General features: G+C 71.4%; 27 protein-coding genes and 1 pseudogene. 10 read left to right on the top strand and 18 right to left on the bottom strand.

All coding sequences use genetic code 11. From position 1 onward, the window contains the following. Positions 1-3 precede the first annotated feature (3 nt). The 4 genes from chvE to M4J07_RS09110 form a co-directional block, all read right to left on the bottom strand. A complete protein-coding gene (gene chvE, locus M4J07_RS09125; protein WP_255969364.1) occupies positions 4-1,119 on the bottom strand; it encodes a multiple monosaccharide ABC transporter substrate-binding protein in 1,116 nt (371 codons plus the stop codon). 140 nt (positions 1,120-1,259) lie between these two features. Then, complete coding sequence (locus M4J07_RS09120; protein WP_255969361.1) at positions 1,260-2,258, bottom strand: hypothetical protein; 999 nt, start codon at positions 2,256-2,258, stop codon at positions 1,260-1,262. Positions 2,259-2,321: 63 nt separating this feature from the next. After that, positions 2,322-3,326, bottom strand: coding sequence for a zinc-dependent alcohol dehydrogenase (locus tag M4J07_RS09115; protein WP_255969358.1), 1,005 nt, complete (start codon positions 3,324-3,326; stop codon positions 2,322-2,324). Further along, positions 3,323-4,480, bottom strand: coding sequence for a mandelate racemase/muconate lactonizing enzyme family protein (locus tag M4J07_RS09110; RefSeq protein WP_255969355.1), 1,158 nt, complete (start codon positions 4,478-4,480; stop codon positions 3,323-3,325). Before M4J07_RS09110 ends, M4J07_RS09115 begins: the two co-directional genes overlap by 4 nt. Before the next feature lie 190 nt (positions 4,481-4,670). On the opposite strand from M4J07_RS09110, the gene M4J07_RS09105 reads away from it, so the two are divergent. Next, the gene (locus M4J07_RS09105; RefSeq protein ID WP_255969352.1) at positions 4,671-5,321 is read left to right on the top strand and encodes an SCO2400 family protein; all 651 of its coding nucleotides are present in this window, start codon (positions 4,671-4,673) and stop codon (positions 5,319-5,321) included. A 23-nt stretch (positions 5,322-5,344) separates the two neighbouring features. On the opposite strand, the gene M4J07_RS09100 is transcribed toward M4J07_RS09105, so the two are convergent. Further along, positions 5,345-5,782 carry a MarR family winged helix-turn-helix transcriptional regulator gene (locus tag M4J07_RS09100; RefSeq protein ID WP_255969349.1) on the bottom strand — a complete coding sequence of 146 codons (438 nt, stop codon included), beginning with the start codon at positions 5,780-5,782 and terminating at the stop codon, positions 5,345-5,347. 100 nt (positions 5,783-5,882) lie between these two features. Between M4J07_RS09100 and M4J07_RS09095 the strand changes: the two genes are divergently transcribed. The 4 genes from M4J07_RS09095 (at position 5,883) to M4J07_RS09080 (ending at position 8,610) form a co-directional block, all read left to right on the top strand. Beyond that, positions 5,883-6,908: an NADP-dependent oxidoreductase gene (locus tag M4J07_RS09095; RefSeq protein ID WP_255969346.1), complete on the top strand. Its 1,026-nt coding sequence runs from the start codon at positions 5,883-5,885 to the stop codon at positions 6,906-6,908. A gap of 100 nt (positions 6,909-7,008) precedes the next feature. Continuing rightward, on the top strand, positions 7,009-7,431 hold the full coding sequence (locus M4J07_RS09090) for an organic hydroperoxide resistance protein (protein ID WP_255969344.1): 423 nt from the start codon (positions 7,009-7,011) through the stop codon (positions 7,429-7,431). Positions 7,432-7,471: 40 nt separating this feature from the next. Beyond that, positions 7,472-8,284, top strand: coding sequence for an EI24 domain-containing protein (locus M4J07_RS09085; protein ID WP_255969342.1), 813 nt, complete (start codon positions 7,472-7,474; stop codon positions 8,282-8,284). Next, on the top strand, positions 8,281-8,610 hold the full coding sequence (locus M4J07_RS09080; protein WP_255969340.1) for a YrdB family protein: 330 nt from the start codon (positions 8,281-8,283) through the stop codon (positions 8,608-8,610). The genes M4J07_RS09085 and M4J07_RS09080 overlap by 4 nt, the downstream gene beginning before the upstream one ends. Before the next feature lie 22 nt (positions 8,611-8,632). Here M4J07_RS09080 and M4J07_RS09075 read toward each other — a convergent pair whose 3' ends face one another. Then, a complete protein-coding gene (locus tag M4J07_RS09075; protein ID WP_255969422.1) occupies positions 8,633-9,250 on the bottom strand; it encodes a TetR/AcrR family transcriptional regulator in 618 nt (205 codons plus the stop codon). Positions 9,251-9,370: 120 nt separating this feature from the next. Between M4J07_RS09075 and M4J07_RS09070 the strand changes: the two are divergent. After that, positions 9,371-11,837 (top strand): annotated as a pseudogene (locus tag M4J07_RS09070) (beta-glucosidase). A gap of 54 nt (positions 11,838-11,891) precedes the next feature. Here M4J07_RS09070 and M4J07_RS09065 read toward each other — a convergent pair. Both M4J07_RS09065 and M4J07_RS09060 read right to left on the bottom strand, forming a co-directional pair. Further along, complete coding sequence (locus M4J07_RS09065; RefSeq protein WP_255969338.1) at positions 11,892-12,887, bottom strand: aldose epimerase family protein; 996 nt, start codon at positions 12,885-12,887, stop codon at positions 11,892-11,894. 20 nt (positions 12,888-12,907) lie between these two features. Continuing rightward, positions 12,908-13,828 (bottom strand): SGNH/GDSL hydrolase family protein, encoded by a 921-nt coding sequence (locus tag M4J07_RS09060; protein ID WP_255969336.1) that lies wholly within the window; start codon positions 13,826-13,828, stop codon positions 12,908-12,910. 343 nt (positions 13,829-14,171) lie between these two features. On the opposite strand from M4J07_RS09060, the gene M4J07_RS09055 reads away from it, so the two are divergent. Further along, positions 14,172-14,666 carry a DUF3145 domain-containing protein gene (locus M4J07_RS09055; protein ID WP_255969334.1) on the top strand — a complete coding sequence of 165 codons (495 nt, stop codon included), beginning with the start codon at positions 14,172-14,174 and terminating at the stop codon, positions 14,664-14,666. Positions 14,667-14,757: 91 nt separating this feature from the next. Here the strand turns inward: M4J07_RS09055 and M4J07_RS09050 are convergent, their stop codons facing one another. The 5 genes from M4J07_RS09050 to fasR all read right to left on the bottom strand — a co-directional run bounded on the left by M4J07_RS09050 (position 14,758) and on the right by fasR (position 19,762). Further along, positions 14,758-16,029, bottom strand: coding sequence for a beta-ketoacyl-[acyl-carrier-protein] synthase family protein (locus tag M4J07_RS09050; protein WP_255969331.1), 1,272 nt, complete (start codon positions 16,027-16,029; stop codon positions 14,758-14,760). Between the two features lie 89 nt (positions 16,030-16,118). Next, positions 16,119-16,367 (bottom strand): acyl carrier protein, encoded by a 249-nt coding sequence (locus tag M4J07_RS09045; RefSeq protein ID WP_018530896.1) that lies wholly within the window; start codon positions 16,365-16,367, stop codon positions 16,119-16,121. Positions 16,368-16,466: 99 nt separating this feature from the next. Then, positions 16,467-17,498 (bottom strand): ketoacyl-ACP synthase III, encoded by a 1,032-nt coding sequence (locus tag M4J07_RS09040; protein WP_255969324.1) that lies wholly within the window; start codon positions 17,496-17,498, stop codon positions 16,467-16,469. A gap of 18 nt (positions 17,499-17,516) precedes the next feature. Continuing rightward, positions 17,517-18,440 (bottom strand): ACP S-malonyltransferase, encoded by a 924-nt coding sequence (locus M4J07_RS09035; protein ID WP_255969321.1) that lies wholly within the window; start codon positions 18,438-18,440, stop codon positions 17,517-17,519. A gap of 89 nt (positions 18,441-18,529) precedes the next feature. Beyond that, on the bottom strand, positions 18,530-19,762 hold the full coding sequence (gene fasR, locus M4J07_RS09030; protein WP_372349003.1) for a fatty acid biosynthesis transcriptional regulator FasR: 1,233 nt from the start codon (positions 19,760-19,762) through the stop codon (positions 18,530-18,532). A gap of 108 nt (positions 19,763-19,870) precedes the next feature. Here fasR and M4J07_RS09025 point away from each other — a divergent pair, with 108 nt between their 5' ends. Next, the gene (locus M4J07_RS09025; RefSeq protein WP_255969418.1) at positions 19,871-20,524 is read left to right on the top strand and encodes a pirin family protein; all 654 of its coding nucleotides are present in this window, start codon (positions 19,871-19,873) and stop codon (positions 20,522-20,524) included. A 35-nt stretch (positions 20,525-20,559) separates the two neighbouring features. Here the strand turns inward: M4J07_RS09025 and M4J07_RS09020 are convergent, their stop codons facing one another. Together M4J07_RS09020 and M4J07_RS09015 are read right to left on the bottom strand one after the other, a co-directional pair. Further along, entirely contained in the window at positions 20,560-21,369 is an 810-nt protein-coding gene (locus M4J07_RS09020; RefSeq protein WP_255969318.1) for a serine hydrolase domain-containing protein, read from the bottom strand. A 10-nt stretch (positions 21,370-21,379) separates the two neighbouring features. Beyond that, positions 21,380-21,847: a GNAT family N-acetyltransferase gene (locus tag M4J07_RS09015; protein ID WP_255969315.1), complete on the bottom strand. Its 468-nt coding sequence runs from the start codon at positions 21,845-21,847 to the stop codon at positions 21,380-21,382. A 95-nt stretch (positions 21,848-21,942) separates the two neighbouring features. Here M4J07_RS09015 and M4J07_RS09010 point away from each other — a divergent pair, with 95 nt between their 5' ends. Further along, the gene (locus M4J07_RS09010) at positions 21,943-22,410 is read left to right on the top strand and encodes a MerR family transcriptional regulator (RefSeq protein WP_255969312.1); all 468 of its coding nucleotides are present in this window, start codon (positions 21,943-21,945) and stop codon (positions 22,408-22,410) included. 4 nt (positions 22,411-22,414) lie between these two features. After that, positions 22,415-23,452, top strand: a complete 1,038-nt coding sequence (locus tag M4J07_RS09005) for an aldo/keto reductase (RefSeq protein ID WP_374215016.1) — start codon at positions 22,415-22,417, stop codon at positions 23,450-23,452. 135 nt (positions 23,453-23,587) lie between these two features. Here M4J07_RS09005 and M4J07_RS09000 read toward each other — a convergent pair whose 3' ends face one another. The 3 genes from M4J07_RS09000 to M4J07_RS08990 form a co-directional block, all read right to left on the bottom strand. Beyond that, positions 23,588-24,817 carry an acyltransferase family protein gene (locus M4J07_RS09000; protein ID WP_255969309.1) on the bottom strand — a complete coding sequence of 410 codons (1,230 nt, stop codon included), beginning with the start codon at positions 24,815-24,817 and terminating at the stop codon, positions 23,588-23,590. Then, on the bottom strand, positions 24,814-25,944 hold the full coding sequence (locus tag M4J07_RS08995; RefSeq protein WP_255969306.1) for an alpha/beta hydrolase: 1,131 nt from the start codon (positions 25,942-25,944) through the stop codon (positions 24,814-24,816). The genes M4J07_RS09000 and M4J07_RS08995 overlap by 4 nt, the downstream gene beginning before the upstream one ends. Positions 25,945-26,190: 246 nt before the next feature. Beyond that, on the bottom strand, positions 26,191-26,865 hold the full coding sequence (locus M4J07_RS08990) for a response regulator (RefSeq protein ID WP_255969303.1): 675 nt from the start codon (positions 26,863-26,865) through the stop codon (positions 26,191-26,193). Positions 26,866-26,878 lie beyond the last annotated feature (13 nt).

Below are 26,878 nucleotides of genomic sequence, written 5' to 3'. Positions count from 1 at the left end.
TACTTACTGGCCCAGGTCGGCCTTGGTGTAGTAGCCGCCGTCGATGAGCTCCTTCTCGTAGTTGTCCTTGGTGACCAGGACGGGCTTGAGCAGGTACGAGGGGATGACCTTGGCGCCGTTGTCGTACGTCTTGGTGTCGTTGACCTCGGGCTTCTTGTCGTGCAGCACGTCGTCGACCATGGTCACCGCGACCTTGGCCAGCTCGCGGGTGTCCTTGTAGACGGTCGAGTACTGCTCGTCCGCGATGATCGACTTCACCGAGGCGACCTCGGCGTCCTGGCCGGAGACGGCCGGCAGCGGCTTGGACTTGGAGCCGTAGCCGTCCGACTTCAGGGCGGAGAGGATGCCGATCGAGATGCCGTCGTACGGGGAGAGCACCGCGTCCACGCGGTTGCTGCCCTTGTACGTCGAGGTCAGGATGTCGTCCATGCGCTTCTGGGCGGTGGCACCGTCCCAGCGCAGCGTGGTGACCTGGTTGAGCTTGGTCTGGCCGGACTTGACGACGACCTGCTTCTTGTCGATGTACGGCTGCAGCGTCTTCATCGCGCCGTTGAAGAAGTACTTGGTGTTGTTGTCGTCGTTGGAGCCGGCGAACAGCTCGACGTTGAACGGGCCCTTCTTGCCCTGGTCGAGGCCGAGCTTGGTGACCAGCGAACCGGCCTGGAGCTCGCCGACCTTCTCGTTGTCGAACGTCGCGTAGTAGCTGACGTTCTTCGAGTCGAGGATGAGCCGGTCGTACGCGATGACCGGGATGTCGGCGTCGGCGGCCTGCTGGAGCACGGAGCTGAGCGACTTGTTGTCGATCGCGGCGACGATCAGCGCGGAGACGCCCTGCGTGATCATGTTCTCGATCTGGGAGACCTGCTGGTCGGGGTCGTCCTCACCGAACACCAGCTTGGTCTTGTAGCCCTTCGCCTTCAGGGACTTGACAACGTTGTTGCCGTCCGCGATCCAGCGCTCGGAGGACTTCGTCGGCATCGCGATGCCGACGGTGGAGCCCTCGGCGCTCTTCTTGCCCTCGTCCTTGCCGCCCTCGCTGTCCTGGCCGCAGGCGGTCAGGGTCAGCGCGAGGGAGGCGGTGGCGGCTATCGCTCCGAGAGCGGCTCGGCGGTTTCGCATGGTCATCATCCTTGATGTGAGAGTGCAGAGCTCGGTCGGGAAGTGCGAAGTCGCTGACGAGGAGCGGTGGTTGACCGAGAGGAGGTGCGTCGGATTCTGCGCGGCCTTGTCTGAATCTGGGAAGTTGTGTTTCCGGAACGTTATTGGGCCGTGTTGAAGCGCTTGAGATCGCCGGGCAGCCGGGAGCCGAGCGGCGACATTCCGTCACCGGCTCCGTGCCGTGCCAGCAGATCCAGCGCGAGCCGCCCCCTGCGCACCCGCTCGCGCGCGGTGTCGAGGGTGACGTCCCGCAGATGGGCGCCGTACGGATAGATGGCGGGCGCCTTCGCCAGCCCGAACTTCAGGTACAACGGGGCGCCGCGCCGCACCAGTTCGGCGATCTCGTACATCCGGACATAACCACCCAGGTCGTCCGGAGCCTCGACGTACATGTCCATCGGGGCGGCCGACACCCGGCGGATCTCGGTGAGATGGGCGAGCGTCAGGTCGCTGGGCACGTTCAGCGAGTCCGCGCCCAGTTGCTCGTACACGGCGTACGAGGCCGGGTTCACGGGCCCGATGAGCGCGGACACCTTGAGGGTGGTGTCGGCGGGGATGATCCCCTGGGTGCGCGCCCGGTGCAGCGCCCACAGCACGCCCTCGTCGGCCACGAGCAGGCACTTCACGCCCAGCTCCACGGCCCGGACGGCGTCCTCGACGCAGCCGGCGACGGCGTCGTGCCCACGGGCCCGCAGGCCGGCGCCGCGCGAGTCCGTGCGCACGGAGGCGCCGGTGTCCCAGGTGCCGCGCGGGCCGGTGAACAGGCACAGTTCGATGTCGCGCTCGGCGGTCGCCTCGACCATCTCGACGATCTCGGTGTCCCGCAGCATCCAGACGCCACTGCCCTGGCTGATGCGGTGGATCGGGACGTCGAGGCGCGAGGCCTCCTTGAGGACGACGCCGACGGCCTCGGGGCCTTCCACGGACGGGATCTCGACGCGCCACGTGCCGCCGTCGGGGAAGGTGTGCGGGGAGGCGTCCGCCGGGTCCGGCGCCGGGGCGCTCAGGCCGAGGGCGGAGAGGGCGGGTTCGCCGGGCTGGCGGGGTGAGTCGGTCACGCTGGTCCTTACGTTCAAGTGACGTTCCACTATGTTCGACATGTCGAACGGGGTTCGGATCCTGCCGGTCGCGAACCCCGTGAGCGGGCACAATCCCCGCGAGGACTAAGGGCGCAACAACACCTTCCCCACCTTCGGATCCCCGGCCCCCACCAGCTCGATGGCCTCGGCGAACCGCTCCAGCGGCACCTCGTGCGTCACCAGCGGCGCCGGATCGAGCAGCCCCGCCCCGAACACCCGCACCGCGTGCGCCCACGCGTCCGGCGCGGCCCCGAAGACGGTCCGCACCTCCAGCTGCCGCACCACGAGATCGGTCGGGTCGAGCCCGTCCGCCCCGGCCGCCGGGATCCCGGTGAGCACCAGGCGCCCGCCCCGCCGCAGCAGCGACGCCGCGGTGCGCGCGGCGGAGGCGGACCCGGCGGTCTCGATGACCACGTCGAAGTCGTCCGGCAGCTCGTCCCCGCGCAGCTTGAAGTCGGTCGCCCCGAACTGCCGCGACAGCGCGGCCCGTTCGTCCCGCGAGCCGACGACGAGCAGCTCGGCGGGTGAGCCCGCCGCGAGGAACTGCACGGCGAACATGCCGAGCGTCCCGGTCCCGACGACGGCCACCCGGTCCCCGGGCCGCGCCTCCGCCTTGAGCGCGGCGGCGGCGATGCACGCGGCGGGTTCGAGCAGCGCCGCGGCCGACAGGTCTGCGTCGTCCGGCAGGACGTGCAGCAGGCGCGCGGGCAGCACCAGCGTCGTCGCCATCGCCCCCGGCTGCGTGAAGCCCGTCTCCTCGTACCCGGCGGTGCACAGCGTCGTCTCACCGGCGTGGCAGCGGTCGCACACCTGGCAGTTGCGAAACCCCTCGCCGACGACCTTCCGGCCGGCCAGCGACGCCGGGACCCCGTCGCCCACCGCGTCCACCACACCGGACCACTCGTGCCCGGGGGTCAGCGGGTAGCGCACGTAGCCCTCGGGGCGGTTGCCCTGGTACACCTCGCGGTCGCTGCCGCAGATGCCCACGGCGTGCACCCGCACCCGGGCCTCGCCGGGCCCCGGCGCGGCCGGCTCGTGCGCGACGAGCCGGTGCTGCCCGGGGGCGTCGACGACGACCGCGGAGCTCACTTGCCCGCCTTGGGGTCGCGCTTCTCCCAGCCCTCGGCCCACAGGTCGAAGCGGGCCTGCTGCTGCGGGAACTCGGCGGCGGCGTCGACGTCGAGCTCGACGCCGAGGCCGGGCTCGTGCGACAGCTCGAAGTAGCCGTCCACGACCTGCGGCGCGCCCTTGACGACCTTCTTGATGTCGGCGTCGGCGAAGTCGTTGAAGTGCTCCAGGATCTTGAAGTTCGGCGAGGTGAAGCCGACCTGGAGCGAGGCGGCGGTGAGCACGGGCCCGCCCACGTTGTGCGGGGCGACCAGCATGTAGTGCGTCTCGGCCGTCGCCGCCAGCTTCCGGGTCTCCCAGATGCCGCCGATGTGGCCGACGTCGGGCTGGATGATGTCCACGGCCTGGCTCTCGAAGAGCTCCCGGAACTCGATCCGGTCGTGGATCCGCTCACCGGTCGCGACCGGCATGTCGACCTTCGCGGCGACCTTCTCCAGCGCCTTGAGGTTCTCCGGCGGCACCGGCTCCTCCAGCCACGCGGGCTTGAACGGCGCGAGGTCACGGGCCAGCCGGATCGCCGTGGCGGGGGAGAACCGCCCGTGCATCTCCAGCATCAGCTCCGCGTCGGGGCCGATGGCGTCGCGCACGGCCTCGATCAGCGACACCGCGTACAGCGACTGCTCGTGGTCCAGCTCGAAGTGCCCGGTGCCGAACGGGTCGATCTTCAGCGCCTTGTACCCGCGCTCCATCACCGCGCGCGCGGCCTTGTGGTAGGCCTCGGGCGTCCGCTCCGTGGTGTACCAGCCGTTGGCGTACGCCTTGACCTTGTCGGTGACCTTGCCGCCGAGCAGCTGCCAGACCGGGACGCCCAGCGCCTTGCCCTTGATGTCCCAGCAGGCCATCTCGATCACGGCGATGCCGGACATGACGATCTCGCCGGCCCGGCCGTAGTCGCCGTACTTCATTCGCTTGACCAGGTCCTCGACGGCGAACGGATCGGAGCCGAGAATGTGGTTGGCCTTGGCCTCGTTCAAGTAGCCGATGAGCGCGTCGGTGTGGCCCAGCATCCGGGTCTCGCCGACGCCCGTGATGCCCTCGTCGGTGTGCACCTGGACGTAGGTCAGATTCCGCCACGGAGTCCCGACCACATGCGTGCTGATTCCCGTGATGCGCAAGGCAGTTGCCCCCTGAGCTGTTCGATATTTCGTCACACGTTCGAAATGCTGGCGTGACAGTAAGGACGGGCCTGGGGGAGTGTCAATGGGTCTGCACCGAACAGCGCTGGTCGGAACGGGCTCTTCCGCACAGAAGATTCACAGCACCGGCTTTTTCCGTTACCGACCCGGCGCCTAGCCTCCCTACGTCATGGACTACTGCCACCCGTGCCGCAGACACCTCAACGGCGCTCTCGCCTGCCCGGGCTGCGGCACCCCCGCCGACGCCGTGCGCGCCTACGCCGAGGCGCTCGCCGCGCAGGAGTCGGCCGAAGAGACCGAGACGGCCGAGCGGGAGGAGCCGCTCCGGCCGCGCGGCCGCAGCCGGCGCCGCGTCCGCGCCGCGCACCGGCGGCGCCGCGGCCGCATCCTGTTCGCCTCCGCGGGTCTGGTCCTCGCGGCGGGCGGCCTCGGCCTCGCCGAGCTCGCCACGGAGTCCTCCGGGGGCACCGAGGGCCAGGCTGCCCCCGACATGTCCGACGTCGGCACGGACGCCGCGGAGGCGTCCCCGGCGTCCGCCGACCCGGACCCCGCCGCGCCCACCGCACCGCCCTCGTCCTCCGCCGTGTCCGCGTCGCCGTCGGCGTCCCCGAGCCCGACCCGCGAGGCGCCGTCGACGTCGCCCGGCACCGAGCAGCGGGACACTCCGGTCAACTCCACCTCGGCCGCGGCCAGTTCACCGCCCGACTCGCCGACCACGGCGCGCCCGACCACCGCCGCGCCGCGTCCGACGGCCACGAAGCCCACCGCCCAGCCGTCCCCCTCGGAGACGTGCGAGCGGTTCCTGTGGTGGTGCACCTGAGGGGTGCCCGGACGGTGCGGGGGTCAGTCGATCCCGAGCATCCGGCGCAGCATCCCCCGGAACGCCACCCGCTCCTCCCGGGAGAGCCCGGCCAGCGGCTCCCGCGCGAAGTCCAGCGACTCCCGCAGGACGCGGGCGAGCCGGCGCCCCTCCGCCGTGGGCACGGCCACCTTGACCCGCCGGTCGCCCGGTGAGGGCTGCCGCTCCACGAGCCCCCTGGCCTCCAGGCGGTCCACGATCCCCGTCACGTTCGACGGCTCGCACTTGAGGCGCTGCGCGACCTGCCGCATCGGCAGCGGTTCGAGCGACAGCAGCCCCAGCACCCGCGCCTGCGCCCCCGTGAGCCCGTGCTCCGCCGCGGCCTCGTCGAACTCCTGGTGATAGCGCGCGACGACCTCGCCGATCAGCTCGACGACTTCCAGCGTGAGCGGATCCATCCGGGGGGAACGTGTGGCGGTCATGGGCTCCAGGGTACCCAGTTACTTGACATCCTGAAATATTCAGGAGCATGGTTGTTTCAGGTACTGAAATACTTTTCCCTACTGCTGACGAGGATCGCGCATGTCCGCCGACACCCCCCAGATCCCTGCCACCGGCCGCGAGTGGGTGCTGATCAGCCGCCCCGTCGGCTGGCCGAAGCCCGAGGACTTCGAGCTGCGCGAGGCCCCGGTCGCCGCGCCGGCCGCGGGCCAGGTCCTGGTCAAGAACCTGTACGTGTCGGTCGACCCCTACATGCGCGGCCGGATGTCGGCGGCGAAGTCGTACGTCGCGCCGTACGAGCTGGGCAAGGCCATGCAGGGCGGCGCGGTGGGCGTCGTCATCGCCTCGAACGACGAGGGCGTCGCGGTCGGCGACCACGTCCTGCACTTCTTCGGCTGGCGCGAGTACGCCACGTTCGACGCCAAGCAGGCCGTGAAGGTGGACCCGGAGGCCGCGCCGCTGTCCACGTACCTCGGTGTCCTCGGCATGACGGGCCTCACCGCTTACGCGGGCCTGCTGCGCACCCTCGCCTTCAAGGAGGGCGACAGCGTCTTCGTGTCCGGTGCGGCGGGCGCGGTCGGCGGCCAGGTCGGCCAGATCGCCAAGCTGAAGGGCGCCTCGCGGGTCATCGGCTCGGCCGGCTCGGACGAGAAGGTCAAGCTCCTCATCGAGGAGTACGGCTTCGACGCGGCCTTCAACTACAAGACGGGCGACGTCCACACGCTCCTGAAGGAGGCCGCCCCCGACGGTGTCGACGCCTACTTCGACAACGTCGGCGGTGACCACCTGGAGGCCGCCATCGCGCGCCTGAACCGCGACGGCCGCATCGCCGTCTGCGGCGCGATCTCCGTCTACAACAACACGGAGCCGGCCCCCGGCCCGCGCAACCTCTCCCGCCTCATCCAGACCCGCGGCCGCATCGAGGGCTTCCTCGTCGGCGACCACTACGACCTGCAGCCGCAGTTCGTGCAGGAGGTCGGCGGCTGGGTCAGGTCCGGCGAGCTCAAGTACCGCGAGACCGTCGTCGAGGGCATCGAGAACAACCTGGAGGCGTTCCTCGGCGTCCTGCGCGGCGACAACACCGGAAAGATGGTCGTGAAGCTCTGACCTCACCGATCTTCATCGAGTGACCCAGGCCACACCGTGATGTTCCATGATTCGGTAACCTCCTTCCACTTAACGAAATAACCGAACGAGGGAGCCGGTCATGGCCATCACGCAGTCCGACGTCGTCTACACCGCCGTAGCCACCGCCGAGAACGGCCGCGACGGCCGCGTCGCCACCGACGACGGCAAGCTCGATGTCGTCGTCAACCCGCCCAAGGAGCAGGGCGGTTCGGGTGCGGGCACCAACCCCGAGCAGCTCTTCGCGGCCGGCTACAGCGCCTGCTTCCAGGGCGCCCTCGCCGTCGTCGCCCGCCAGGAGAGCGCCGACATCACCGGTTCGACCGTCACCGCGAAGGTCGGCATCGGCAAGAACGACGAGGGCTTCGGTCTGATCGTCGAGATCGCGGCGTCGATCCCGAACGTGGACGCGGCCACCGCCAAGTCCCTGGTCGAGAAGGCCCACCAGGTCTGCCCGTACTCCAAGGCGACCCGCGGCAACATCACGGTCACGCTTTCCGTCTGACCTTTTTTCGGTGCCGGGCCCGTCCCGTAAGGTTTGCGCCATGCGTGATCTCGGGGCGGGCTTCGGCTATTTGATGAAGGGGCAGCGCTGGGTTGCCCAGCACGGCAAGCAGTACGGCTGGAGCCTGCTGCCCGGCCTCATCACCCTCGTCCTGTACGCGGCGGCCCTGGTCTGTCTGGCCGTGTGGGGCAGCGACTTCATCACCTGGGTCACCCCGTTCGCCGACGACTGGTCGTCGCCCTGGCTCGGCCTGTTCCGCGGCTTCCTGGCCGTCGTCCTCTTCGCCCTCGCCCTGCTCCTCGCGGTCCTCACCTTCACGGCGGTGACCCTGCTCATCGGGCAGCCCTTCTACGAGTCGCTCTCCGAAGAGGTCGACCGGGCCGAGGGCGGCGACGTCCCGGAGTCCGGCCTGCCGCTCTGGCGCGACCTGTGGATCTCGGCCCGCGACAGCCTGCGCATCCTGCTGCGCGCGGCCCTGTGGGGGATCCTCCTCTTCGCTCTCGGCTTCATCCCGTTCGTCGGCCAGACCGTGATCCCGGTGCTCGGCTTCTTCGTGACGGGCTTCTTCCTCACGGAGGAACTGACGTCGGTGGCCCTCCAGCGCCGCGGCGTCGAACTCCGCGACCGCCTCGCCCTGTTGAGGTCCCGCAAGGGCCTGGCCTGGGGCTTCGGCGCACCCCTCGCGGTGGCCTTCCTGGTCCCGTTCGTGGCGGTGTTCCTGATGCCGGGGGCGGTGGCCGGCGCGACCTTGATGGTGCGTGAACTGGAAGGCGGCCGACCGGCGCCGCCGCACCCGCACACGGCAGGCGAGGGCGACGCGGCGGGCGCGCCCCGGCCCGGAGTGACGTCATGAAGGCGGCGAACCTGGCCGTCCTCTTCGTCGTGGAACTCGTGGCGCTCGGCGCGGTGGGCGCCTACGGCTTCACCCGGGACGTGTCGGCCCCCGTCGCCTGGCTCCTGGGCCTCGCCGGTCTCGCGGTGATGATCACGACCTGGGCCCTCTTCGGCTCCCCGAAGGCCCGGTACAAGACGCGCGGCGCCGGCCGCGTCGCGTTCGAACTGGTCTGGTTCGGGGCGGGAGCCGCCGCCCTGGCGCTCGCCGGCGCCTACGTCTGGGCGATCGTCTTCGCCCTGGTCTGCGCGGTGAGCAAGGCCCTCGCGGTGCGCTGGAACCAGTGACCACCGCCGTGGGTGGGTGGGTCTAGGGCCTGTCCCCCTCCGGGGAGGACGACCCGGCGGCGCCGTCCGCGAGCAGGCCCAGGAAGTCGCGGAACGCCTGCGGCATGTCCACGCCCTCCGGGTCCAGCAGCCACTGGTACTGCAACCCGTCCATCACGGCGACCAGCAGCGGCGCGGCCCGCTCCGGCGTGAGCCCGCCCGGCAGCCGGTCGCCGTACTCGGTGCGCAGCACCTCGGCCATGGACGCCCGTACGCCGTCGTAGCGCCGGGTGAAGAACGCGCGCGCCGGATGCCCCTCGGTCACCGACTCGCCGAGCAATGCGGAGAAGGTCTGCACGATGCCGGGCCGCATCGCGTTGTACTCGACGAGCGACCCGAGGAGATCGAGCCGCCACCGGCTGCTCGGCACCGCGTCCCACTGGTCCCGCTCCTCCAGGACGGCGACGAGCAGCGCCTCCTTCGTCGGGAAGTGGTGCAGCAGCCCCTGCTGGGTGAGCCCCACCCGTTCGGCGACGGCCGACAGGCTCGCGCCCCGGTACCCGCGCTCCGCGATCACTTCGAGCGCGGCCCGCAGGATCTCGGCCCGCCGCTCCTCGCTCCGCGCGGTTCTGGTGCTGCTCATGCGGTCACCGTACGACATCGCGGGGGAGGCGCCCGGCACTCTTTATAACGTGGAAGTAACGAAACCTACCAACCTACAGGTGATGAGTGCACGATGGAGGTGCCCAGACCCCGAAGACCTCGACGAGGAGGCGCCGGCATGACGAACCAGGTGGACGGCAGCGCGGACGGCAGCGCGGACGACCGGGCCCGCGAGGCGGCGATCGAGGCTGCGCTCGGCAAGCTCGACCTCGACACCAAGGCCCGGCTCCTCGCCGGGCAGGACATGTGGTCGCTGCCCGCGATCCCCGAGATCGGCCTGAAGTCCCTGGTCATGTCCGACGGCCCGATCGGCGTGCGCGGCGTGCGCTGGACCGCCGACGACCCCTCCATCGCCCTGCCGTCCCCGACCGCGCTCGCCGCCACCTGGGACCAGGCCCTGGCCCGCCGGGCCGGCGCCCTGCTCGCCCAGGAGGCCCGCCGCAAGGGCGTCCACGTGCTGCTCGCGCCGACCGTGAACCTGCACCGCTCCCCGCTCGGCGGCCGCCACTTCGAGGCGTACAGCGAGGACCCGTACCTGACCGGCGTCATCGGCACCGGCTACGTCCAGGGCGTGCAGTCCGGCGGCGTCGGCACCACCGTCAAGCACTTCGTGGCGAACGACGCGGAGACCGACCGCTTCACCGTCGACAACGTCGTCTCCGGCCGCGCCCTGCGCGAGCTCTACCTCGCCCCCTTCGAGGCCATCGTCGCGAACGCCCACCCGTGGGGCATCATGACCGCCTACAACCAGGTCAACGGCACGACGATGACCGAGCACCGCTACCTCGTGAACGAGGTCCTGCGCGGCGAATGGGGCTTCGACGGCTTCAACGTCTCCGACTGGCTCGCCGCCCGCTCCACCACCGGCGCCGTCAAGGGCGGCCTGGACGTCGCGATGCCCGGCCCGCAGACCGTCTACGGCCCGGCCCTCGCCGCGGCCGTCCGCGCGGGCGAGGCCGACGAACCGGAGGTCGACGAGGCCGTACGGAACGTGCTGCGGCTCGCCGCCCGCGTCGGCATCCTCGAAGGCGCCGAACCGGTCGTGCCTCCCGCGCGGCGCCCGGCCGAGACCGACGGCGAGGCCCTGGCCCGCGAGATCGCCCGCCGCGCCTTCGTCCTCGTCCGCAACTCCGGTGTCCTGCCGCTGCGGCCGACCACCCGGATCGCCCTCATCGGCGCCGCCGCCCGCGACGCCCGCGTCCTCGGCGGCGGCTCCGCCACCGTCTTCCCCGCCCGCGTCGTCTCCCCGCTCGACGGACTGACCGCCGCCGTGGATGCGCTCAGCTACGCCGTCGGCGCCGACCCCAGCGACGAACTCGCCCCCGCCGACAAGGGGTTCACCCTGCGCGCCGTCTGCCGGGACGCCGACGGGAACGTCATCGGCGAGGGCTCGCTGCCCAGCGGCCAGCTCCAGTGGATGGGCGCCGACCTGCCCGCCGGCGTCACCCACGAGACGCTGCACAGCATCGAGATCAAGGGCACCTTCACCCCGCGCGAGAGCGGCGACCACGCCTTCGGCACGCGCGGCCTCGGCGCGTTCACCCTCACCGTCGACGGCACCGTCCTCTACGACGGCGTCCAGGCCATGGGCAGCGAGACCGACCCCTTCGAGGCGTTCTTCGGCGCCCCGCTGGAGCGCGGCACGGCGCACCTCACCGAGGGCCGGACGGTCGAGGTGTCGCTCCAGCACCCCCTCGACAAGTCCCTCGCGATGCCGCTGCCCGCCGTGATCTTCAGCCTCACCCACCTCGGCCCGCGCCGCGACGAGGACACCCTGATCGCGGAGGCCGTCGCCGCCGCCCGGGACGCGGAGGCCGCCGTCGTCGTGGTCGCCACGACCGAGCGCGTCGAGTCCGAGGGCTTCGACCGCACCGACCTGCGCCTTCCCGGCCGCCAGGACGACCTGGTGCGCGCCGTGGCCGCCGCCAACCCGAACACCGTGGTGGTCGTCAACTCCGGCTCCCCGGTGGAGCTCCCGTGGCGCGACGACGTGGCCGCCGTGCTGCTCAGCTGGTTCCCCGGCCAGGAGGGCGGCGACGCCCTCGCCGACGTGCTCCTGGGCGCCGAGGAGCCGGGCGGCCGCCTCCCCACCACCTGGGGCTCCCTCGCGGACGCCCCGGTCACCGGGACGACCCCGGCCGACGGCCGGCTCGCGTACACCGAGGACGTGTTCATCGGCTACCGCGCCTGGGACCGGTCCGGCGCCACCCCCGCCTACCCGTTCGGCCACGGCCTCGGCTACACCGACTGGACCTACGAGTCGATCGACGTGACCGGCACCACCGCCACCGTCCGCGTCCGCAACACCGGCGAACGCCCCGGCCGCGAGGTCGTCCAGCTCTACCTGGCGCCGACCCGGCCCGACCCGGCCCGACCCGGCCCGCCCCGCCCGCTGGCTGGCCGGCTTCGCGGGCGTGAGCGCGGCTCCCGGCGAGACCGTCGAGGCGGTCGTCGAACTCCCGCGCCGCGCCTTCGAGATCTGGGACGAGAGCACTGATTCCTGGGCGTACCAGGAGGGTTCGTACGAGCTGACGGCAGGCCGCTCGCTCACCGACGGCCGGGTCACCGAGACGATCGTCGCCTGACGGCGGCCCCTTCGGACCGGGGCGGCGGGCCCTGACCCCCGCCGCCCCACGGACTCAGCCGCGGACGCCGAACCCGTACAGCGTCTGCGAACGGAACACCTCGCCCGGCCGCAGCACGGTGCTCGGGAACTCGGGCCGGTTCGGCGAGTCCGGGAAGTGCTGCGTCTCCAGGGCGATCCCGTCCCCGGGCGCGAACGGCACCGCCGCGTCGAAGTGGTCCCCGGTGTAGAGCTGCAGGCCGGGCTCCGTCGTCGCCACGGACACCGTCCGCCCGGACGCCGGATCGTGCAGCTCCGCGACCGCCACGGCCGCGTCGGTGACCCCCTTGTCGAGCACGTAGTTGTGGTCGTAACCGGCCCCGACCTTCCGGCTCTCCCGGAAGTCGAACCGCGTCCCGGACACGTCCCGCAGCTCACCGGTCGGAATCAAGTCGTCGTCCACGACGGTCACCCGCCCGGCGTCGATCCGCACCTCGTGACCGCCCGCTGCGTTCCCGGCACCGGCGCCGCCCAGGTTCCAGTACGTGTGGTTCGTCAGGTTCACGATCGTCGGGGCGTCGGTCACCGCCTCGTACGAGATCCGCAGCGCCCCGCCCTCCTCCAGCGCGTACGTCGCCGAGACCTCGAGCCGCCCCGGGAAGCCCTCCTCGCCGTGCGGCGAGACCCGGCTCAACCGCACCGCGTGGTCCCCGGCCGGCGCCGCGTCCCACACCCGCTTGTCGAAACCGCGCTCGCCGCCGTGCAGCGCGTTCGGCCCGTTGTTCTGCGCGAGGTGGTAGATCCGCTCGTCCAGCGGGAACCGGCCGCCGGCGATCCGGTTCGCGTACCGGCCGACCAGTGCGCCCAAGTAGGGCGCGGGGTGCGTCAGATAGCCGGCCAGGTCGGGGAACCCGAGCGCGATCGGGCCCATGGCCCCGTCCCGGTCGGGCGCCTCGACCGACTGCAGGATGCCCCCGTACGTCAGAACGCGTACCCGCACCCCGTCCCGCTCCAGGGTCCAGCGGTGGACAGCGGTGCCGGTGGGAAGGGTGCCGAAGAGTTCGCCAGTCATGATCGAGACCCTACGCCCGCTCAGGCCGGCGGCTCCTTGGCGGTCACTCCGTGATACGCCAGCGCCGCGAGCCTGGCCTGACCGTCCTTGCTCGGGTGGAACCAGTCCCAGTGACTCAACTGCTCCTCCCCGAACCGGTACCCGAAGACCGCACCCCCGTCGTACCGGCACCGCTTGTCCTTCGCGCACACGTCCTTCAGGACCTCGTTGTACGCCACGACGCGCTCCTGCACCGCGTCGCGGCGGGCCGTGGCCGCCGTGTCGACGTCGTCCGGATCGGCCAGCATCGACGAGCAGATGCCCAGCTTCCACACCTGCTTGCCCAGCGGGTTCTCCCGGCCCTCGGACCAGAGCCGCTTCAGATCGGGCACGCTCGCCACATAAACCTGTGCCTTCGGCGCCTCGCTCCGCAACCCGCGCAGGGCACGCTCGAAGTCGGCCCGGAACGCGGCCACGGGCGTCATCGAACCGGCGGACGAGCGGCACGCGTCGTTCGCCCCGACCATCACCGTCACCAGACCCGGCCGCTGCGCCCCGGCCTGCTCCATCTGCAACGGCAGATCGGCCATCCGCGCGCCGGTCCGCGCGTGGTTCCAACTGTGCGTCCTGGCCCGGCTCTTGCCGAGGAGCCGGACGGCGAGGCTGTTCACCCCGGAGTCCGACCCCGTCGCCCACGACACCTCGGGGCAGTCGGCGAGCACACCGCACGCGTCGAAGCCCCGGGTGATCGAATCGCCCACCGCGGCAACCGACCGCGGACTCGTGTCCCACGTCGGGGTGGGTTTCGGCGACGGCTTCGCGGCGGCCGTGGAGCCCTTCGGGCCGGGGGAGTTGCCACCGGTGGCGTCACAGGCGGTGAGGGCCGTGACACCGAGCACGCCGGCCGTCACGGTGGCGACGGCGGCCCGCACGGCAGTTGACCGGTGGCTTCGCTTCCGCATCCCGTCGTCCCCTCCGTCTCTCACTGCTGCCTCCGTGTCGGGTGCACCGACCAGGCTGACGCCGTACGGGGGGCCGGGGTTGCGCCCCGCCGGGTGAAAGGTCGGTGTTTGTGCGCCCCGGGACCGACAGTACGTCACACTCCTTGCACCGCTGCGCGATAGCCTCGCCCCGGGGTCCCCGGTCGACCCTGTGAGACCCCGCTGTACCGGTTCCGCTAAATTACAACACGTCAGATGTGTCCCTTTTTGTCTGGACCTTTTCGGTTCGGACAGAAGGACAGAAGGTTCGGCACGGGCGCGAGGCCGCTGGGGAAGGCGACCCTCGACCCACACTGGAGGTCCGGTGACGACACGTGGAGTTCTGTACGTGCACTCCGCACCGCGCGCGCTGTGCCCGCACGTCGAATGGGCGGTCGCGGGCGTACTCGGCGCACGCGTCAGCCTCGACTGGATCAGGCAGCCCGCCGCGCCGGGCACCTGGAGATCGGAATTCTCCTGGCAGGGCGAGGTCGGCACGGCCGCGAAGCTCGCCTCCGCCCTGCGCGGCTGGCAGCTGCTGCGCTTCGAGGTGACGGCGGAACCCTGCGCGGCCGCCGAGGGCGAGCGCTACAGCGCCACCCCCGAACTCGGCATCTTCCACGCCGTCACCGGTATCCACGGCGACATCCTCATCCCGGAGGACCGCCTGCGCGCCGCCCTGGCCCGCTCCAAGGGCGGCGAGAGCCACCTGGAGTCCGAGGTCGCCAAGCTCCTCGGCAAGCCCTGGGACGACGAACTGGAGCCCTTCCGCTATGCGGGCGAGGGCGCCCCGGTCCGCTGGCTCCACCAGGTGGTGTAGCTCCCCCGGCCGTACGAAGTGGGCCCGCCCCGGTCACCCGGGGCGGGCCCACTCGCATGCTCGGCGGAGCGCCAGGACGCGCCGGAACGCGTCAGATCGTCCGGAACGCCAGGACGACGTTGTGCCCACCGAACCCGAACGAGTCGTTGAGCGCGGCGATGCGTCCCTCGACCGGCAGCTTCCGGGCCTCACCGCGAACGATGTCCGCGGCGGCCGCGGCCTCCGGGTCCAGGTTCTCCACGTTGATGGTCGGTGGAGCCAGCCGGTGGTACAGCGCGAGCACCGACGCCACCGTCTCGATGCCACCGGCGCCACCCAGCAGGTGACCGGTCATCGACTTCGTCGCGGACACGGCGAAGTGGTCGACGTCGTCGCCGAACACCTTGCGCAGCGCCTTGAGCTCGGCCACGTCTCCGGCCGGCGTCGACGTCGCGTGCGCGTTCACGTGGACGATCTCGGCCGGGTCCAGGTCGGTGTTGTCCAGCAGGTGCTGCAGGGCCTGCGCGATCCCGCGGCCCTCCGGCTCCGGCTGCACGATGTCATGGCTGTCGGCGGAGATGCCCTGGCCGACCGCCTCCGCGTAGACACGGGCACCACGCGCGGCGGCGTGCTCGGCGGACTCCAGGACGATCACGCCGGCGCCCTCACCGAGGACGAAACCGTCGCGGGCGACGTCGTAGGGGCGCGAGGCACCCTGCGGGTCGTCGTTGTTCTTGGACATCGCCATCATGTTGCCGAACGCGGCGATGGGCAGCGGGTGGATGGCCGCCTCGGTGCCACCGCAGACGACGACGTCCGCGCGGCCGGTGCGGATCATCTCGATGCCGTAGCCGATGGCCTCGGCACCCGACGCGCAGGCGGAGACCGGCGTGTGCACACCCGCGCGGGCGTTCACGGCCAGGCCCACGTTGGCCGATGGGCCGTTGGGCATCAGCATCGGCACGGTGTGCGGGGAGACGCGGCGAACGCCCTTCTCCTTCAGCACGTCGTACTGGTCGAGAAGCGTGGTCACGCCACCGATGCCGGACGCGATGACGGCGCCCAGCCGGTCGGGGTCGACGGACGGGTCCTCACCGGCCTTGTCGGTGAAACCGGCGTCCGCCCACGCCTCCTTGGCGGCGATCAGCGCGAACTGCGCGGAGCGGTCCAGCTTGCGGGCCTGCGGGCGAGGAATGACCTCGCTCGGATCCACGGCGACCGGCGCCGCGATGCGGACCGCCTGCTCGGCGGCCCACTCCTGCTCGAGGGGCTTGACGCCGGAACGTCCGGCGACCAGGCCCTCCCAGGTGGATGTCACGTCGCCACCCAGCGGTGTGGTTGCGCCGATACCGGTGACGACCACGGTGCGATTGGTCGAGCTCACAGGAATTCTTTCTCCAACGGATGCGAGGGATTCAGCGGCGCCACCGCCGGGTGGCGGAGCGACTGACCTCAAGGTCGAGAGCTGGTGGCTCAGGCCTGGTGGTCGAGGATGTACTTCGTGGCGTCGCCGACGGTCTTGAGGTTCTTGACGTCGTCGTCCGGGATCTTGACGTCGAAGCGCTCTTCGGCGGCGACGACGACCTCGACCATGGACAGCGAGTCGACGTCCAGGTCATCGGTGAAGGACTTGTCCAGCTGGACGTCCTCGGTGGGGATCCCGGCGATCTCGTTCACGATCTCGGCGAGACCGGCGACGATCTCTTCCTGAGTGGCGGCCATCTTGGCGCTCCTTCGGTGTGTATCCAGAGGGTGTGGCGCCCACCGCGGCAGCGGCAGGGTGGTGACACCGTCCGGACCAGGTGATCCGGACGGGGATGCCTAGGGGAGGGTAACGACCGTGGCGGCGTACACGAGACCCGCCCCGAAGCCGATGACGAGCGCGGTGTCGCCGCTCTTGGCCTCGCCGGTCGCCAGGAGCCGCTCCATCGCGAGCGGAATCGAGGCGGCCGAGGTGTTACCGGTGGTGCGCACGTCGCGGGCGACCGTGACGTGCTCCGGCAGTTTCAGAGTCTTCACCATCGAGTCGATGATCCGCTCGTTGGCCTGGTGCGGAATGAAGACATCCAGGTCGTCCGCGCTGATTCCGGCCGCGTCCAGCGCCTGCTGGGCGACCTTCGCCATCTCGAACACGGCCCAGCGGAACACCGCCTGGCCCTCCTGCGTGATCGCAGGGAACTTGACGTTGCCCTCGGAGTCCACGGGCAGCTGCGACACGTCGCCGTTGCGGAACGTGTCCCACGGCACGGTCTGCTTGATCGTCCCGGCCTTGTCACCCTCGGAACCCCACACCGTGGGGCCGATCGCGGGCTCCTGGGCAGGACCGACGACCACGGCACCGGCGCCGTCACCGAACAGGAAGGCCGTCGCACGGTCCTCCAGGTCGGTCAGGTCCGACAGCCGCTCCACGCCGATGACGAGGACGTACTCCGCGCTGCCCTCGACGATCATGCCCTTGGCGAGGGTCAGCCCGTAGCCGAAGCCGGCGCAGCCCGCGGAGATGTCGAAGGCCGCGGCCTTCTGCGTCCCCAGCCGGTCCGCGATCTCCGTCGCGATGGCCGGCGTCTGCGCGAAGTGCGAGACGGTCGACACGACCACGGCGCCGATCTGCTCGGACCGGATCCCCGCGTCGGCGATGGCCTTGCCGGACGCCTCGACGGACATCATGGCCACGGTCTCTTCGTCATTGGCCCAGTGGCGGGTGGAGATGCCGGAGCGCGAACGGATCCACTCGTCGGACGAGTCGATCTTCTCGAGGATCACCTCGTTCGGCACGACCCGAGTCGGCCGGTACCCGCCGACACCGAGGATGCGCGCGTACGGGGCACCCTTGCTGGGCTTGATCTTCGACATGCTGCTCGGATCTCCTTCTCAGGCCGTTGCTTCTGTGGCTTCGGCGATCAGGGCGCGGGCCGCGTCGAGGTCGTCGGGGGTCTTCAGGGCGAGGGTCTTGACGCCGGGCAGCGCACGCTTGGCGATACCGGTGAGGGTGCCGCCCGGGCACACCTCGATCAACGCGGTCACACCGAGCTCCTGGAACGTCTCCATGCACAGGTCCCAGCGGACCGGGTTCGCGACCTGGCCCACCAGGCGGGAGACGATCTCGGCGCCGGTCGCGACGGTCTTGCCGTCCTTGTTCGACACGTACGTGATTGTGGGGTCGGCCGGGGCCAGCCCGGCGGCGGCCTCCTCCAGCGTCGCCACGGCGGGAGCCATGTGCCGGGTGTGGAACGCGCCGGCCACCTTCAGGGGCACCACGCGCCGCACGCCCTCGGGCTTGTCGGCCTCCAGCGCGGCCAGCTCCTCGAGCGTGCCGGCGGCCACGATCTGGCCCGCGCCGTTCACGTTCGCCGGGGTCAGGCCCAGCTTCTCCAGGTGCGGCACGGTGACCTCGGGGTCGCCGCCGAGCAGCGCCGCCATCCCGGTCTGCGTGATCGCCGCGGCCTCGGCCATGGCCAGACCGCGCTTGCGCACCAGCTGCAGAGCGGCGGTGTCGTCCAGCACGCCCGCGAAGGACGCCGCGGTGAACTCGCCGACGCTGTGCCCCGCGACCGCACCCGGCGTGACGTCGCCGAGCGCCGAGGCGGAGAGGATCCCGGCCGCCACGAGCAGCGGCTGGGCCACGGCCGTGTCACGGATCGCGTCCGCGTCGGCCTGCGTGCCGTAGTGGGCGAGGTCGAGTCCGATGGCGTCGGACCACGCGGCGACGCGGTCGGCGGCACCGGGGAGGTCGAGCCAGGGGGTCAGGAAGCCGGGCGTCTGAGCGCCTTGGCCGGGAGCGACGAGTACGAGCACTCTCACACTCTCTCTTGTGGACGGTGCGGGCCGCCCGTGGGGACAGGGACGAAGAACCGAAGGGGGAATTGTAGACCCCCGACAAAAGCCTACGACTGAGGATCTGCGTCGGCCAGACGCCCCAGGATCAGCGCGATGCGCAGGGTGAACGCCGAGCGCACATCCGATGGCGACCACCCGGTGACGTCGGTCACACGTCGGAGCCGGTAGCGGACGGTGTTCGGGTGTACGAAGAGCATCCGGGCCGCACCTTCGAGGCTGCTCGCCTGCTCCAGGTAGACGCTGAGCGTCTCCAGCAGAGCCGAGCCCGCTTCCTCCAGCGGTCTGTAGATCTCCTCCACCAACTGGTCCCGCGCAGCCGGGTCTCCCGCGATCGCGCGCTCCGGAAGCAGATCGTCCGCCAGAACGGGACGCGGAGCGTCCTGCCACGCGCCGCACGCCTTGAGCCCGGCTGCCGCGGCCTGCGCGGAACGGGTGGCCGCGAGCAGGTCGGGCACCACGGGCCCGGCGACCACCGCCCCCGCGGCGAACGGCCCGATCAGCGACTTCGCCACGGCCAGCGGATTGTCGCTGCCGCCCGCGATCACCACGAGCCGGTCACCGAGCACACCGGTCAGGACCTGCAGCTTGGCGTGGCGCGAGGCCCGCCGGATGGCTTCCACGGTCAGCTCGCTGTCGCCGTCCGGCGCGGTGCCGAGCACCACGCACACGTGCTCCGGCGAGTTCCACCCCAGTGCCGCGGCCCGGCTGACCGCGCCCTCGTCGGCCTCCCCGGACAGCACCGCGTTCACCACGAGGGACTCGAGCCGCGCGTCCCAGGCGCCCCGCGCCTCCGCCGCCTGCGCGTACACCTGGGCGGTCGCGAACGCGATCTCCCGCGCGTACACGAGCAGCGCCTCCCGCAGCACGCTCTCGTCACCGGGCGCGGCCACCTCGTCGATGGCCGACTCCATGACCTCGATCGTGGTGCGCACCATCTCCACGGTCTGGCGCAGCGTGATCGCCCGCGTCAGCTCCCGCGGCGCGGTGCCGAAGACGTCCGTCGAGATCGCCTGTGGCGCGTCCGGGTGCCGGAACCACTCGGTGAACGCCGCGATACCCGCCTGCGCGACCAGGCCGATCCACGACCGGTTCTCCGGCGGCATGGCCCGGTACCAGGGCAGCGTCTCGTCCATGCGCGTGATCGCCTGCGCGGCGAGCGCCCCGGAGGACTTCTCCAGGCGCTTCAGGGTCGCCGAGTGCGGGTGGGCATCCGCGAGGGCGTCCGGACGACGGCCGGCTGATTCGTTCTCTGAAGGCTGCGCTGATTCCGATTGGGGCACGGGGACAAGACTGCCTTATCAGGACGGCCCAGCGGAGTGGAGGGTCCGACGTGACTCCGACGTGACTCCGACGCGAGGCCGGAAGCGGGGACTACCGTGTACTCCGTGATCGACGTACGCCGCTCCGGCGACCGCTACCCCGGCGGCGAACCCGATGCCGGGATCGACTCCCGCCACGCGTTCTCCTTCGGCCCGCACTACGACCCGGACAACCTGCGCTTCGGCGCGATCCTGGCCTGCAACGAGGAGCACCTCGCCCCCGGCGCCGGTTTCGCGGAACACCCGCACAGCCACACCGAGATCGTCACCTGGGTCGTCACCGGCGAACTCACCCACCGCGACTCCACCGGCCACGAGTCCGTCGTCCGGCCCGGCGACGTCCAGCGCCTCAGCGCGGGCGCCGGCGTCCGGCACGTGGAGCGCAACGACGGCATCGAACCGCTCGCCTTCATCCAGATGTGGCTGGCCCCCACCGACCCCGGCGGCGACCCCGCCTACGAGGTGGTCCACGGCATCGCCGACTCGACCCCCTACGACGTCCCGGCGGCCGGCGCCATGCTCCACGTCCGACGCCTGACCCCGGGCGAACGGGCCGAACTGCCCGCCGCCCCCTACGTCTACCTCCACGTGGTGCACGGCGAAGTGCGCCTCGGCAAGGAGGAGTTGGCCCCCAGCGACGCCGCCCGTATCACGGCGGAGCCCGGCCTTGAACTGCGGGCGACGACGGACGCGCAGCTGCTGATCTGGGAAATGAGCGGCTGAGGCCTCCCAGGGGCCGCTTCCCAGGGGCCCTTCGCTCAGATCTCCGCGAGCACCGCGTCGGTGAACGGCGGCCATACCTCGGCCGCCCACGGCCCGAACGCCCGGTCCGTCAGCGCCACACATGCCGCCCCGGCAGCCGGGTCCACCCACAGGAACGTGCCGGACTGCCCGAAGTGCCCGAACGTCCGCGGCGACGAAGAACTCCCCGTCCAGTGCGGCGACTTGTGGTCCCGGATCTCGAAGCCGAGCCCCCAGTCGTTCGGGTTCTGGTGCCCGTACCCCGGGAGCACACCCTTCGTACCCGGGTACTGCACGGTCATCGCCTCGGCCACGGTCCGCGGGTCGAGGAGCCGGGGCGCCTGCACCTCAGCGGCGAACCGCACCAGGTCGTCCACCGTCGACACGCCGTCCTTGGCGGGCGAGCCGTCCAGCGAGGTCGCCGTCATGCCCAGCGGTTCGAGCACCGCCTGGCGCAGGTACTCGGCGAACGGGATGTCCGTCGCCTTCGCGATGTGGTCCCCGAGGACCTCGAAGCCCGCGTTCGAGTACAGCCGCCGGGTGCCCGGCTCCGACGTCGTCCGGTGCTCGTCGAAGGCGAGTCCGCTGGTGTGGGCCAGCAGGTGCCGGACCGTCGAGCCCGCCGGACCGGCCGGCTCGTCGAGCTCGATCGCGCCCTCCTCGTACGCGACGAGTGCCGCGTAGGCCGCGAGCGGCTTGGTGACCGAGGCCAGCGGGAAGCGGTGGGCCGTGGGGCCGTGTGTCCCCGTCACCGTGCCGTCCGCACGGACGACGGCTGCGGCGGCGGTCGGGACCGGCCAGTTGTCGATCAACGCGAGGCTCTGCATGAGTACGAGCCTAGAGCGTCAGCCTCATCGCGGGCGCGGGGGTGCGGGCGAACCCGAGCGAGGCGTACAGCGGCTCGCCCTCCGCCGTCGCGTGCAGATCGACCCGGTGCACATCGCGCTCCCGGAACCAGTCGAGGAGCGCCTCCATGCAGGCCCGCGAGTAGCCCCGGCGCCGGTGGTCCGGGTCGGTGCACACATTGAAGACGTGCCCGGCGGTGCCGGCCGGATTGCCGGGGCTGCCCAGGCTGTGGTCGATCGCTCCGGTGGCGCAGGCCGCGAGCGTCCCGGCGCCGTCCGGGGCGTCGACGACGAACGCCGTCAACTCGCCGTCGGCGGCAGCGAGATGGGACCGCAGCGCGGCGACGGTGGCCGGCTGCCACCGCACGTCGTCGCTGGGCCGCATCGCATCGAGCATGATCTTGCGCAGGCGGGTCAGTTCTTCGGCGTCCTCGGGGACGGCACGGCGGACCAAGGGCATGATCCGCACCGTAACGGGACGTCTCCGGGATGTCGTCCGGATTTCCCCACGATGTGCTTGCTTGGAGTGCACTCCAAGGTTCTAGCGTGGGGCCCATGACGGTGATGGAGACCACCCCCGCACCCGCCCCGGCCAAGGTCGACGTCTGTGCCGCGGCGCCCGAGTCACATCCGCGCCCGAACGGCCAGGACCGCTACACCATCAGTGAGGTCGTCGCCTTCACCGGGCTGACCGCGCACACCCTCCGCTGGTACGAGCGGATCGGCCTGATGCCCGACGTCGACCGCTCGCACACCGGCCAGCGTCGCTACAGCAACCACGACCTGGACTGGCTCGCCTTCGTCAACAAGCTCCGGCTCACCGGGATGCCCGTGGCCCACATGGTCCGCTACGCCGAGCTGGTGCGCCTGGGCGAGGAGACCTTCGCCGAACGCCAGGAGCTGCTCGAGTCGACCCGCCGCGACGTCCTGAACCGCATGGCCGAACTCCAGGACACCCTCGCCGTACTCGACCACAAGATCAATTTCTATGCCGGTACCCGTCCGGCGCCGGAAAGGGATTGACCGCATGAGCACGGAACGAACGCCGCGGGCAGGCGAGCGCATATCCACTGTCGAGTTGGGAAGCAACGGGCCCGTGGTGGGCACTCAGGGCCTCGGCTGCATGGGGATGAGCTGGGCCTACGGACCGACCGACGCCGACGGAGCCCGGGCCACCCTGGAGCGGGCCCTGGAACTCGGCGTCACCCTGTACGACACCGCCGACGCCTACGGTGCCGGTGAGAACGAGAAGTTCCTGGCTCCTTTCGTCAAGGCGCACCGCGACGAGATCGTCCTGGCGACCAAGTTCGCCATCGGACTCGACCCGAGCGACCCGTACAAGCGCGTCATCAGCAACGATCCCTCCTACATCCGGACCTGCATCGACTCCAGCCTGGAGCGTCTGGGCATCGACTCGGTCGACCTGTACTACATGCACCGCCGGGACCCGAAGGTGCCGATCGAGGAGACGGTCGGCGTGATGGCCGAGCTCGTCGCCGCAGGCAAGGTCAAGCACCTCGGCCTCAGCGAGGTCACCGCCGACGAACTACGGGCCGCGCAGGCCGTCCACCCCATCGCCGCCGTCCAGTCGGAGTGGTCGCTGTTCAGCCGCGACATCGAACGGTCGGTGGTGCCCGCCGCCGCCGACCTGGGCGTCGGGCTCGTCCCGTACTCCCCGCTCGGCCGTGGCTTCCTCACCGGCGCCTTCGTCAGTGCCGACAAGGAGCTGTCCGACGACGACTTCCGCCGCCAGCAGCCCCGCTTCACCGGCGACAACGCCGCCGCCAACGCGGCCCTCCTGGAACCGGTCCGCCAGGTCGCCGACGCGCACGGCGCCACCCTCGGTCAGACAGCCCTGGCCTGGGTGCACCGCCAGGCCGAGACCTTCGGACTCTCCGTCGTCCCGATCCCCGGCACCCGCAAGCCCGGCCGGGTCGAGGAGAACACCGCGGCGACCCGTGTGGTGCTCACCGACGAGGAGTTGGCACTGCTCGAACCGATCGCCTCCCAGGTCGCGGGCGACCGCTACGCCGACATGACCTTCACGTCGGCGGGCCGCGAGTAGCCGGCCCCCGGGAGTCTCGACCAGCGGCTCCTCGGTTGGCTCGGCGAACGGCCGTCGGGCACCGAGGCCGAGGCCGCTGACCAGCCCTCGCCGCCACGGCAGCACGCCCGTGGCGGCGAGCGGCGCACGAGCCCCTCACGCCAGCCCCAGGGCGAACACCGCGAACCCGGCCGCGAGCACTCCGGCCAGCGCCCGCCGCCCCCGGCTCACGCGCTTCCACGGAGACTCGAAGCCCCGGGCGTAGCGGCCTATCAGCGCGAGGAGCGCCGCGAACAACGGCAGCCAGGCGAGACGGGCCGCTATCCACACCAGTGTGTCCGGGGCCGTCGTGAGGCCCGGTATCGCCCCGGCGAAGGAGGCGGGGACCGCCGCCGCGAGCATCGCCGTCTGGTGCCAGCACAGGATCGTCATCGCCGACAGATTGATGACCACCACGGGTGCCCAGAGCGCAGGCCGGCGCAGCAGCCGGCCGATGCGGTCCCGCAGCAGTATCGCGGCGCCGCTCTGCGCGGCGGCCAGAGCGAGGACGAGCAGCGACGGCGGATGCGAGTTCGTCCGGGCCTCGCCCGGCACACCCACCATCGAGGCCGGGTAGTGGAAGGCGAGGAGGAGTGCCGCGAACAGTGCCGTACCTCCGATGAGCAGCACCCAGGCGCCCCGCCGGCCGAGCTTCTTCTCGCCCCAGCAGACGCCCAGTTGATAGGCGAACATCCAGCCCGGCAGCAGGTTCAGCAGGCTCAGCCACGAGGGCATGGCCGAGGCGAGCGGACCGTACCGGAGGAAGTCCACGACGGCGACCGAGCCGATCAGCGGCACCGCCGCCCAGACGCCGAGCCTTCTCGCGGCCCGGACGCACCACGGAGTGAGCGCCGTGATCACGGTGTAGACCCCGACGAACCACAGGGGCTGTATCACCAGCGTGGAACCCGTCCGCAAGGTCGTCTCCGGCACCCCGGCGGCGTACAGGACAGGGATCATCGCGGCCCAGACCGCGGTCACCCCCAGCACCGGTCGGCCCAGGCGGGCGAGCCTGCCCCGCAGCCAGCCGGCCGTCGAGGCGCCGCGCTCCCTGGCCCGGCGGTACGAGAGGACCGACGCGTATCCGCCGACCAGGAAGAACACGCCCAGCATCTGCAGCACCCAGCTCAGCGGGGCGAAGAAGCCGAAGGCGGCCAGCGGACTCGCATTGTGCAAGGCGCCCTGGGCGTCGAGGGAGAAGCCGCCGAGGAGCCAGTGGCCGGTCGGAACGGCGAGCAGCGCCAGAGCGCGCAGCCCGTCCACCGCCCGGTCCCGATGGGCCGGGGTCTTCGCGTCGATCGCGGCGACCGCGGAAGAAGCGGACGCCCGCAGGGTGGTCAGGCTCATGATGATGCTCCGGTGGCGATGTCGGCGAAGGCGCGCAGCGAGTCCGTGCCGGGCGCGAAGTAGCCGGTGTGACCCTCGGCGCGCTCGGTGGGCACGGAGCGGGCGCCGAACGAGGAATCGGTGGGATCGGCGCCGTGGCCGAGGCCGAACAGCTCGACGTTCGGCACCTTGCCGATCCAGTCGGTGTCGTCCCGGGCCGCCCACACCCGGGCCCGGGTGTGCAGATCGGCCACGCTGTCGGCGCGCAGCCCGGGTGAACCGAGCACGACCAGGTCCGACGCCGGGAGCCGGGCCGCCGCGAGCCCGCACACCACCGACCCGTAGCTGTGACAGAAGACGGCCGGCTTCGGCAGGCCGACCGCGGTGAGCCCCTGTACGAAGCGCGCCAGCCGGGGTGCTCCGGCGTCGGCGAGCCGGCCCGTGGCGGCATCGGGGCCGAGGCCCAGCGGCGTGGTGTATCCGACCCACGCCACCACGGCCGTGCCGTCGCCCGCGGCCGCCTGAAGGGACCGCGCCATGCCGGCAGGCGTCCCGTACACGTCCCTGGCCCGGTCGAACGAACCCAGGTCGATGTCCGAACCGGGCACGATCACGGAGACGTGCCGGGCCCTCACCAAGTCCCCGTACACCTCCGCGACTTGACCGCGGCCGCGGGGATCGAAGGCAAGGATCCGGCGGCCGGGAGCGAGCAGCTCGGCGCACCGCTCGGCGAGGGCGCGCGCGGTCGCCCGCTCCTGCGGGGTGCGTGACGAGTCAGCCGCGTCGGCCAGGGCCCGGGTGCGCTCGGCCCGCAGCGCCATCCCGTTCGCCTCGTAGCGCAGGGCTGTCGGGGCGCCGTCCAGATTGCCGACGACCGACGGGTGCCGGGCCGCGAGCTCGTGCCGCTCCACCGTGCTCAACCCGGCGAAGAACGCCGCGACTTGAGCGGGGCTCGCCGTCGCCGGGTCGGGCAGGCCGCGCCCGAGGGACCCGTCCGCGCGCCAGGACGCGCTGCCCGGCGGCGGACCGGTCAACGGGCGCTGCTCGTGCCCCGACGTCCAGCCCGCCGTACCGGCGACGATGGTCGTCGTGAGCGCCGCGGCGACCAGCGTGCGGCGACCGCGTCGTTTCCAAGAGCCCAGGCCCATCGCCCGTCTCCCCTCCGTCTGTTGGTGTGACGAGGGGAAGGTAGAAAGACGGCCTGGGGCGGGACGTCACACCACGGAGCCAACGTGCAGGTGATACCTGGGTATCCGTGTCTGATACCGCAGTAGGGGGTGGCGCGACCACACGGCGCTCACCTCGCAGGACGAACTGATACCGCGGACGTCACCGGAGGCACGGGCCGGACGGTAAATCGGCCCGCGGCGCACGAAGTGCTACCCGGGTAGGGGCTACTGTCCGCCGGGCGTGACGAGCCCCGACTCGTACGCGAAGATCACGGCCTGGGCCCGGTCACGCAGCCCCAACTTCGCCAGCACCCGCCCGACATGCGTCTTCACGGTCTGCTCGGCGAGCACCAGTTTCTCGGCGATCTCCTGGTTCGACAGACCGCGCGCGATCTCCTCCAGAACCTCCAGCTCCCGCGGCGTCAGGCTCTTGAGCTCGGGGGAGAGGTCCTTGCGCTTCGGCCGGGTCCTGGCGAAGTCCGCGATGAGTCGCTTGGTGACCGTCGGCGCGAGCAGCGCCTCGCCCGCGGCCACCACCCGCACCGCGGAGATCAGGTCGGCGGGCGGTGCGTCCTTCAGCAGGAAGCCGGACGCACCCGCGCGCAGCGCCGCGTACACGTAGTCGTCGATGTCGAACGTGGTGAGCATCAGTACCTTGGGGCGGTGCACCACGCCCGGCGGCGGCTCCAACAGCTCCTGCGCCGCGGCGAGTCCGTCCATCTCCGGCATCCGGACGTCCATGAGAACGACATCGGGATGGGTGGAGCGGCTGACCTCGACACCCTTCTTCCCGTCCGGGGCCTCACCCACGACGTCGATGTCGCTCTGCGCGTTCAACAGCGCGGCGAATCCCGCCCGCACCATGGTCTGGTCGTCGACGATGATCACCCGGATGGTCATGCGTGCCGCATTC

It is taken from the genome of Streptomyces longispororuber (assembly GCF_024448165.1).
Taxonomy (GTDB): Bacteria; Actinomycetota; Actinomycetes; order Streptomycetales; family Streptomycetaceae; genus Streptomyces; species Streptomyces longispororuber_A.
The sequence above is the reverse complement of the archived record's forward strand: the minus strand, read 5'-3'. Positions and strand labels throughout refer to the sequence as shown.

What these genes read in the sequence shown, in the direction of transcription:
- chvE (WP_255969364.1), bottom strand. Translation starts at nt 1,119, where the DNA reads ATGCGAAACCGCCGAGCCGCTCTCGGAGCGATAGCCGCCACCGCCTCC.
- M4J07_RS09060 (WP_255969336.1), bottom strand. Translation starts at nt 13,828, where the DNA reads ATGCGGAAGCGAAGCCACCGGTCAACTGCCGTGCGGGCCGCCGTCGCC.
- M4J07_RS09005 (WP_374215016.1), top strand. Translation starts at nt 22,415, where the DNA reads ATGAGCACGGAACGAACGCCGCGGGCAGGCGAGCGCATATCCACTGTC.
- M4J07_RS09100 (WP_255969349.1), bottom strand. Translation starts at nt 5,782, where the DNA reads ATGACCGCCACACGTTCCCCCCGGATGGATCCGCTCACGCTGGAAGTC.
- M4J07_RS09040 (WP_255969324.1), bottom strand. Translation starts at nt 17,498, where the DNA reads ATGTCGAAGATCAAGCCCAGCAAGGGTGCCCCGTACGCGCGCATCCTC.
- M4J07_RS09020 (WP_255969318.1), bottom strand. Translation starts at nt 21,369, where the DNA reads ATGCAGAGCCTCGCGTTGATCGACAACTGGCCGGTCCCGACCGCCGCC.
- M4J07_RS08990 (WP_255969303.1), bottom strand. Translation starts at nt 26,865, where the DNA reads ATGACCATCCGGGTGATCATCGTCGACGACCAGACCATGGTGCGGGCG.
- M4J07_RS09015 (WP_255969315.1), bottom strand. Translation starts at nt 21,847, where the DNA reads ATGCCCTTGGTCCGCCGTGCCGTCCCCGAGGACGCCGAAGAACTGACC.
- M4J07_RS09120 (WP_255969361.1), bottom strand. Translation starts at nt 2,258, where the DNA reads ATGTCGAACATAGTGGAACGTCACTTGAACGTAAGGACCAGCGTGACC.
- M4J07_RS09085 (WP_255969342.1), top strand. Translation starts at nt 7,472, where the DNA reads ATGCGTGATCTCGGGGCGGGCTTCGGCTATTTGATGAAGGGGCAGCGC.
- M4J07_RS09095 (WP_255969346.1), top strand. Translation starts at nt 5,883, where the DNA reads ATGTCCGCCGACACCCCCCAGATCCCTGCCACCGGCCGCGAGTGGGTG.
- M4J07_RS09045 (WP_018530896.1), bottom strand. Translation starts at nt 16,367, where the DNA reads ATGGCCGCCACTCAGGAAGAGATCGTCGCCGGTCTCGCCGAGATCGTG.
- M4J07_RS09000 (WP_255969309.1), bottom strand. Translation starts at nt 24,817, where the DNA reads ATGAGCCTGACCACCCTGCGGGCGTCCGCTTCTTCCGCGGTCGCCGCG.
- M4J07_RS09090 (WP_255969344.1), top strand. Translation starts at nt 7,009, where the DNA reads ATGGCCATCACGCAGTCCGACGTCGTCTACACCGCCGTAGCCACCGCC.
- M4J07_RS09075 (WP_255969422.1), bottom strand. Translation starts at nt 9,250, where the DNA reads ATGTCGTACGGTGACCGCATGAGCAGCACCAGAACCGCGCGGAGCGAG.
- M4J07_RS09105 (WP_255969352.1), top strand. Translation starts at nt 4,671, where the DNA reads ATGGACTACTGCCACCCGTGCCGCAGACACCTCAACGGCGCTCTCGCC.
- M4J07_RS09080 (WP_255969340.1), top strand. Translation starts at nt 8,281, where the DNA reads ATGAAGGCGGCGAACCTGGCCGTCCTCTTCGTCGTGGAACTCGTGGCG.
- M4J07_RS09065 (WP_255969338.1), bottom strand. Translation starts at nt 12,887, where the DNA reads ATGACTGGCGAACTCTTCGGCACCCTTCCCACCGGCACCGCTGTCCAC.
- M4J07_RS08995 (WP_255969306.1), bottom strand. Translation starts at nt 25,944, where the DNA reads ATGGGCCTGGGCTCTTGGAAACGACGCGGTCGCCGCACGCTGGTCGCC.
- M4J07_RS09010 (WP_255969312.1), top strand. Translation starts at nt 21,943, where the DNA reads ATGACGGTGATGGAGACCACCCCCGCACCCGCCCCGGCCAAGGTCGAC.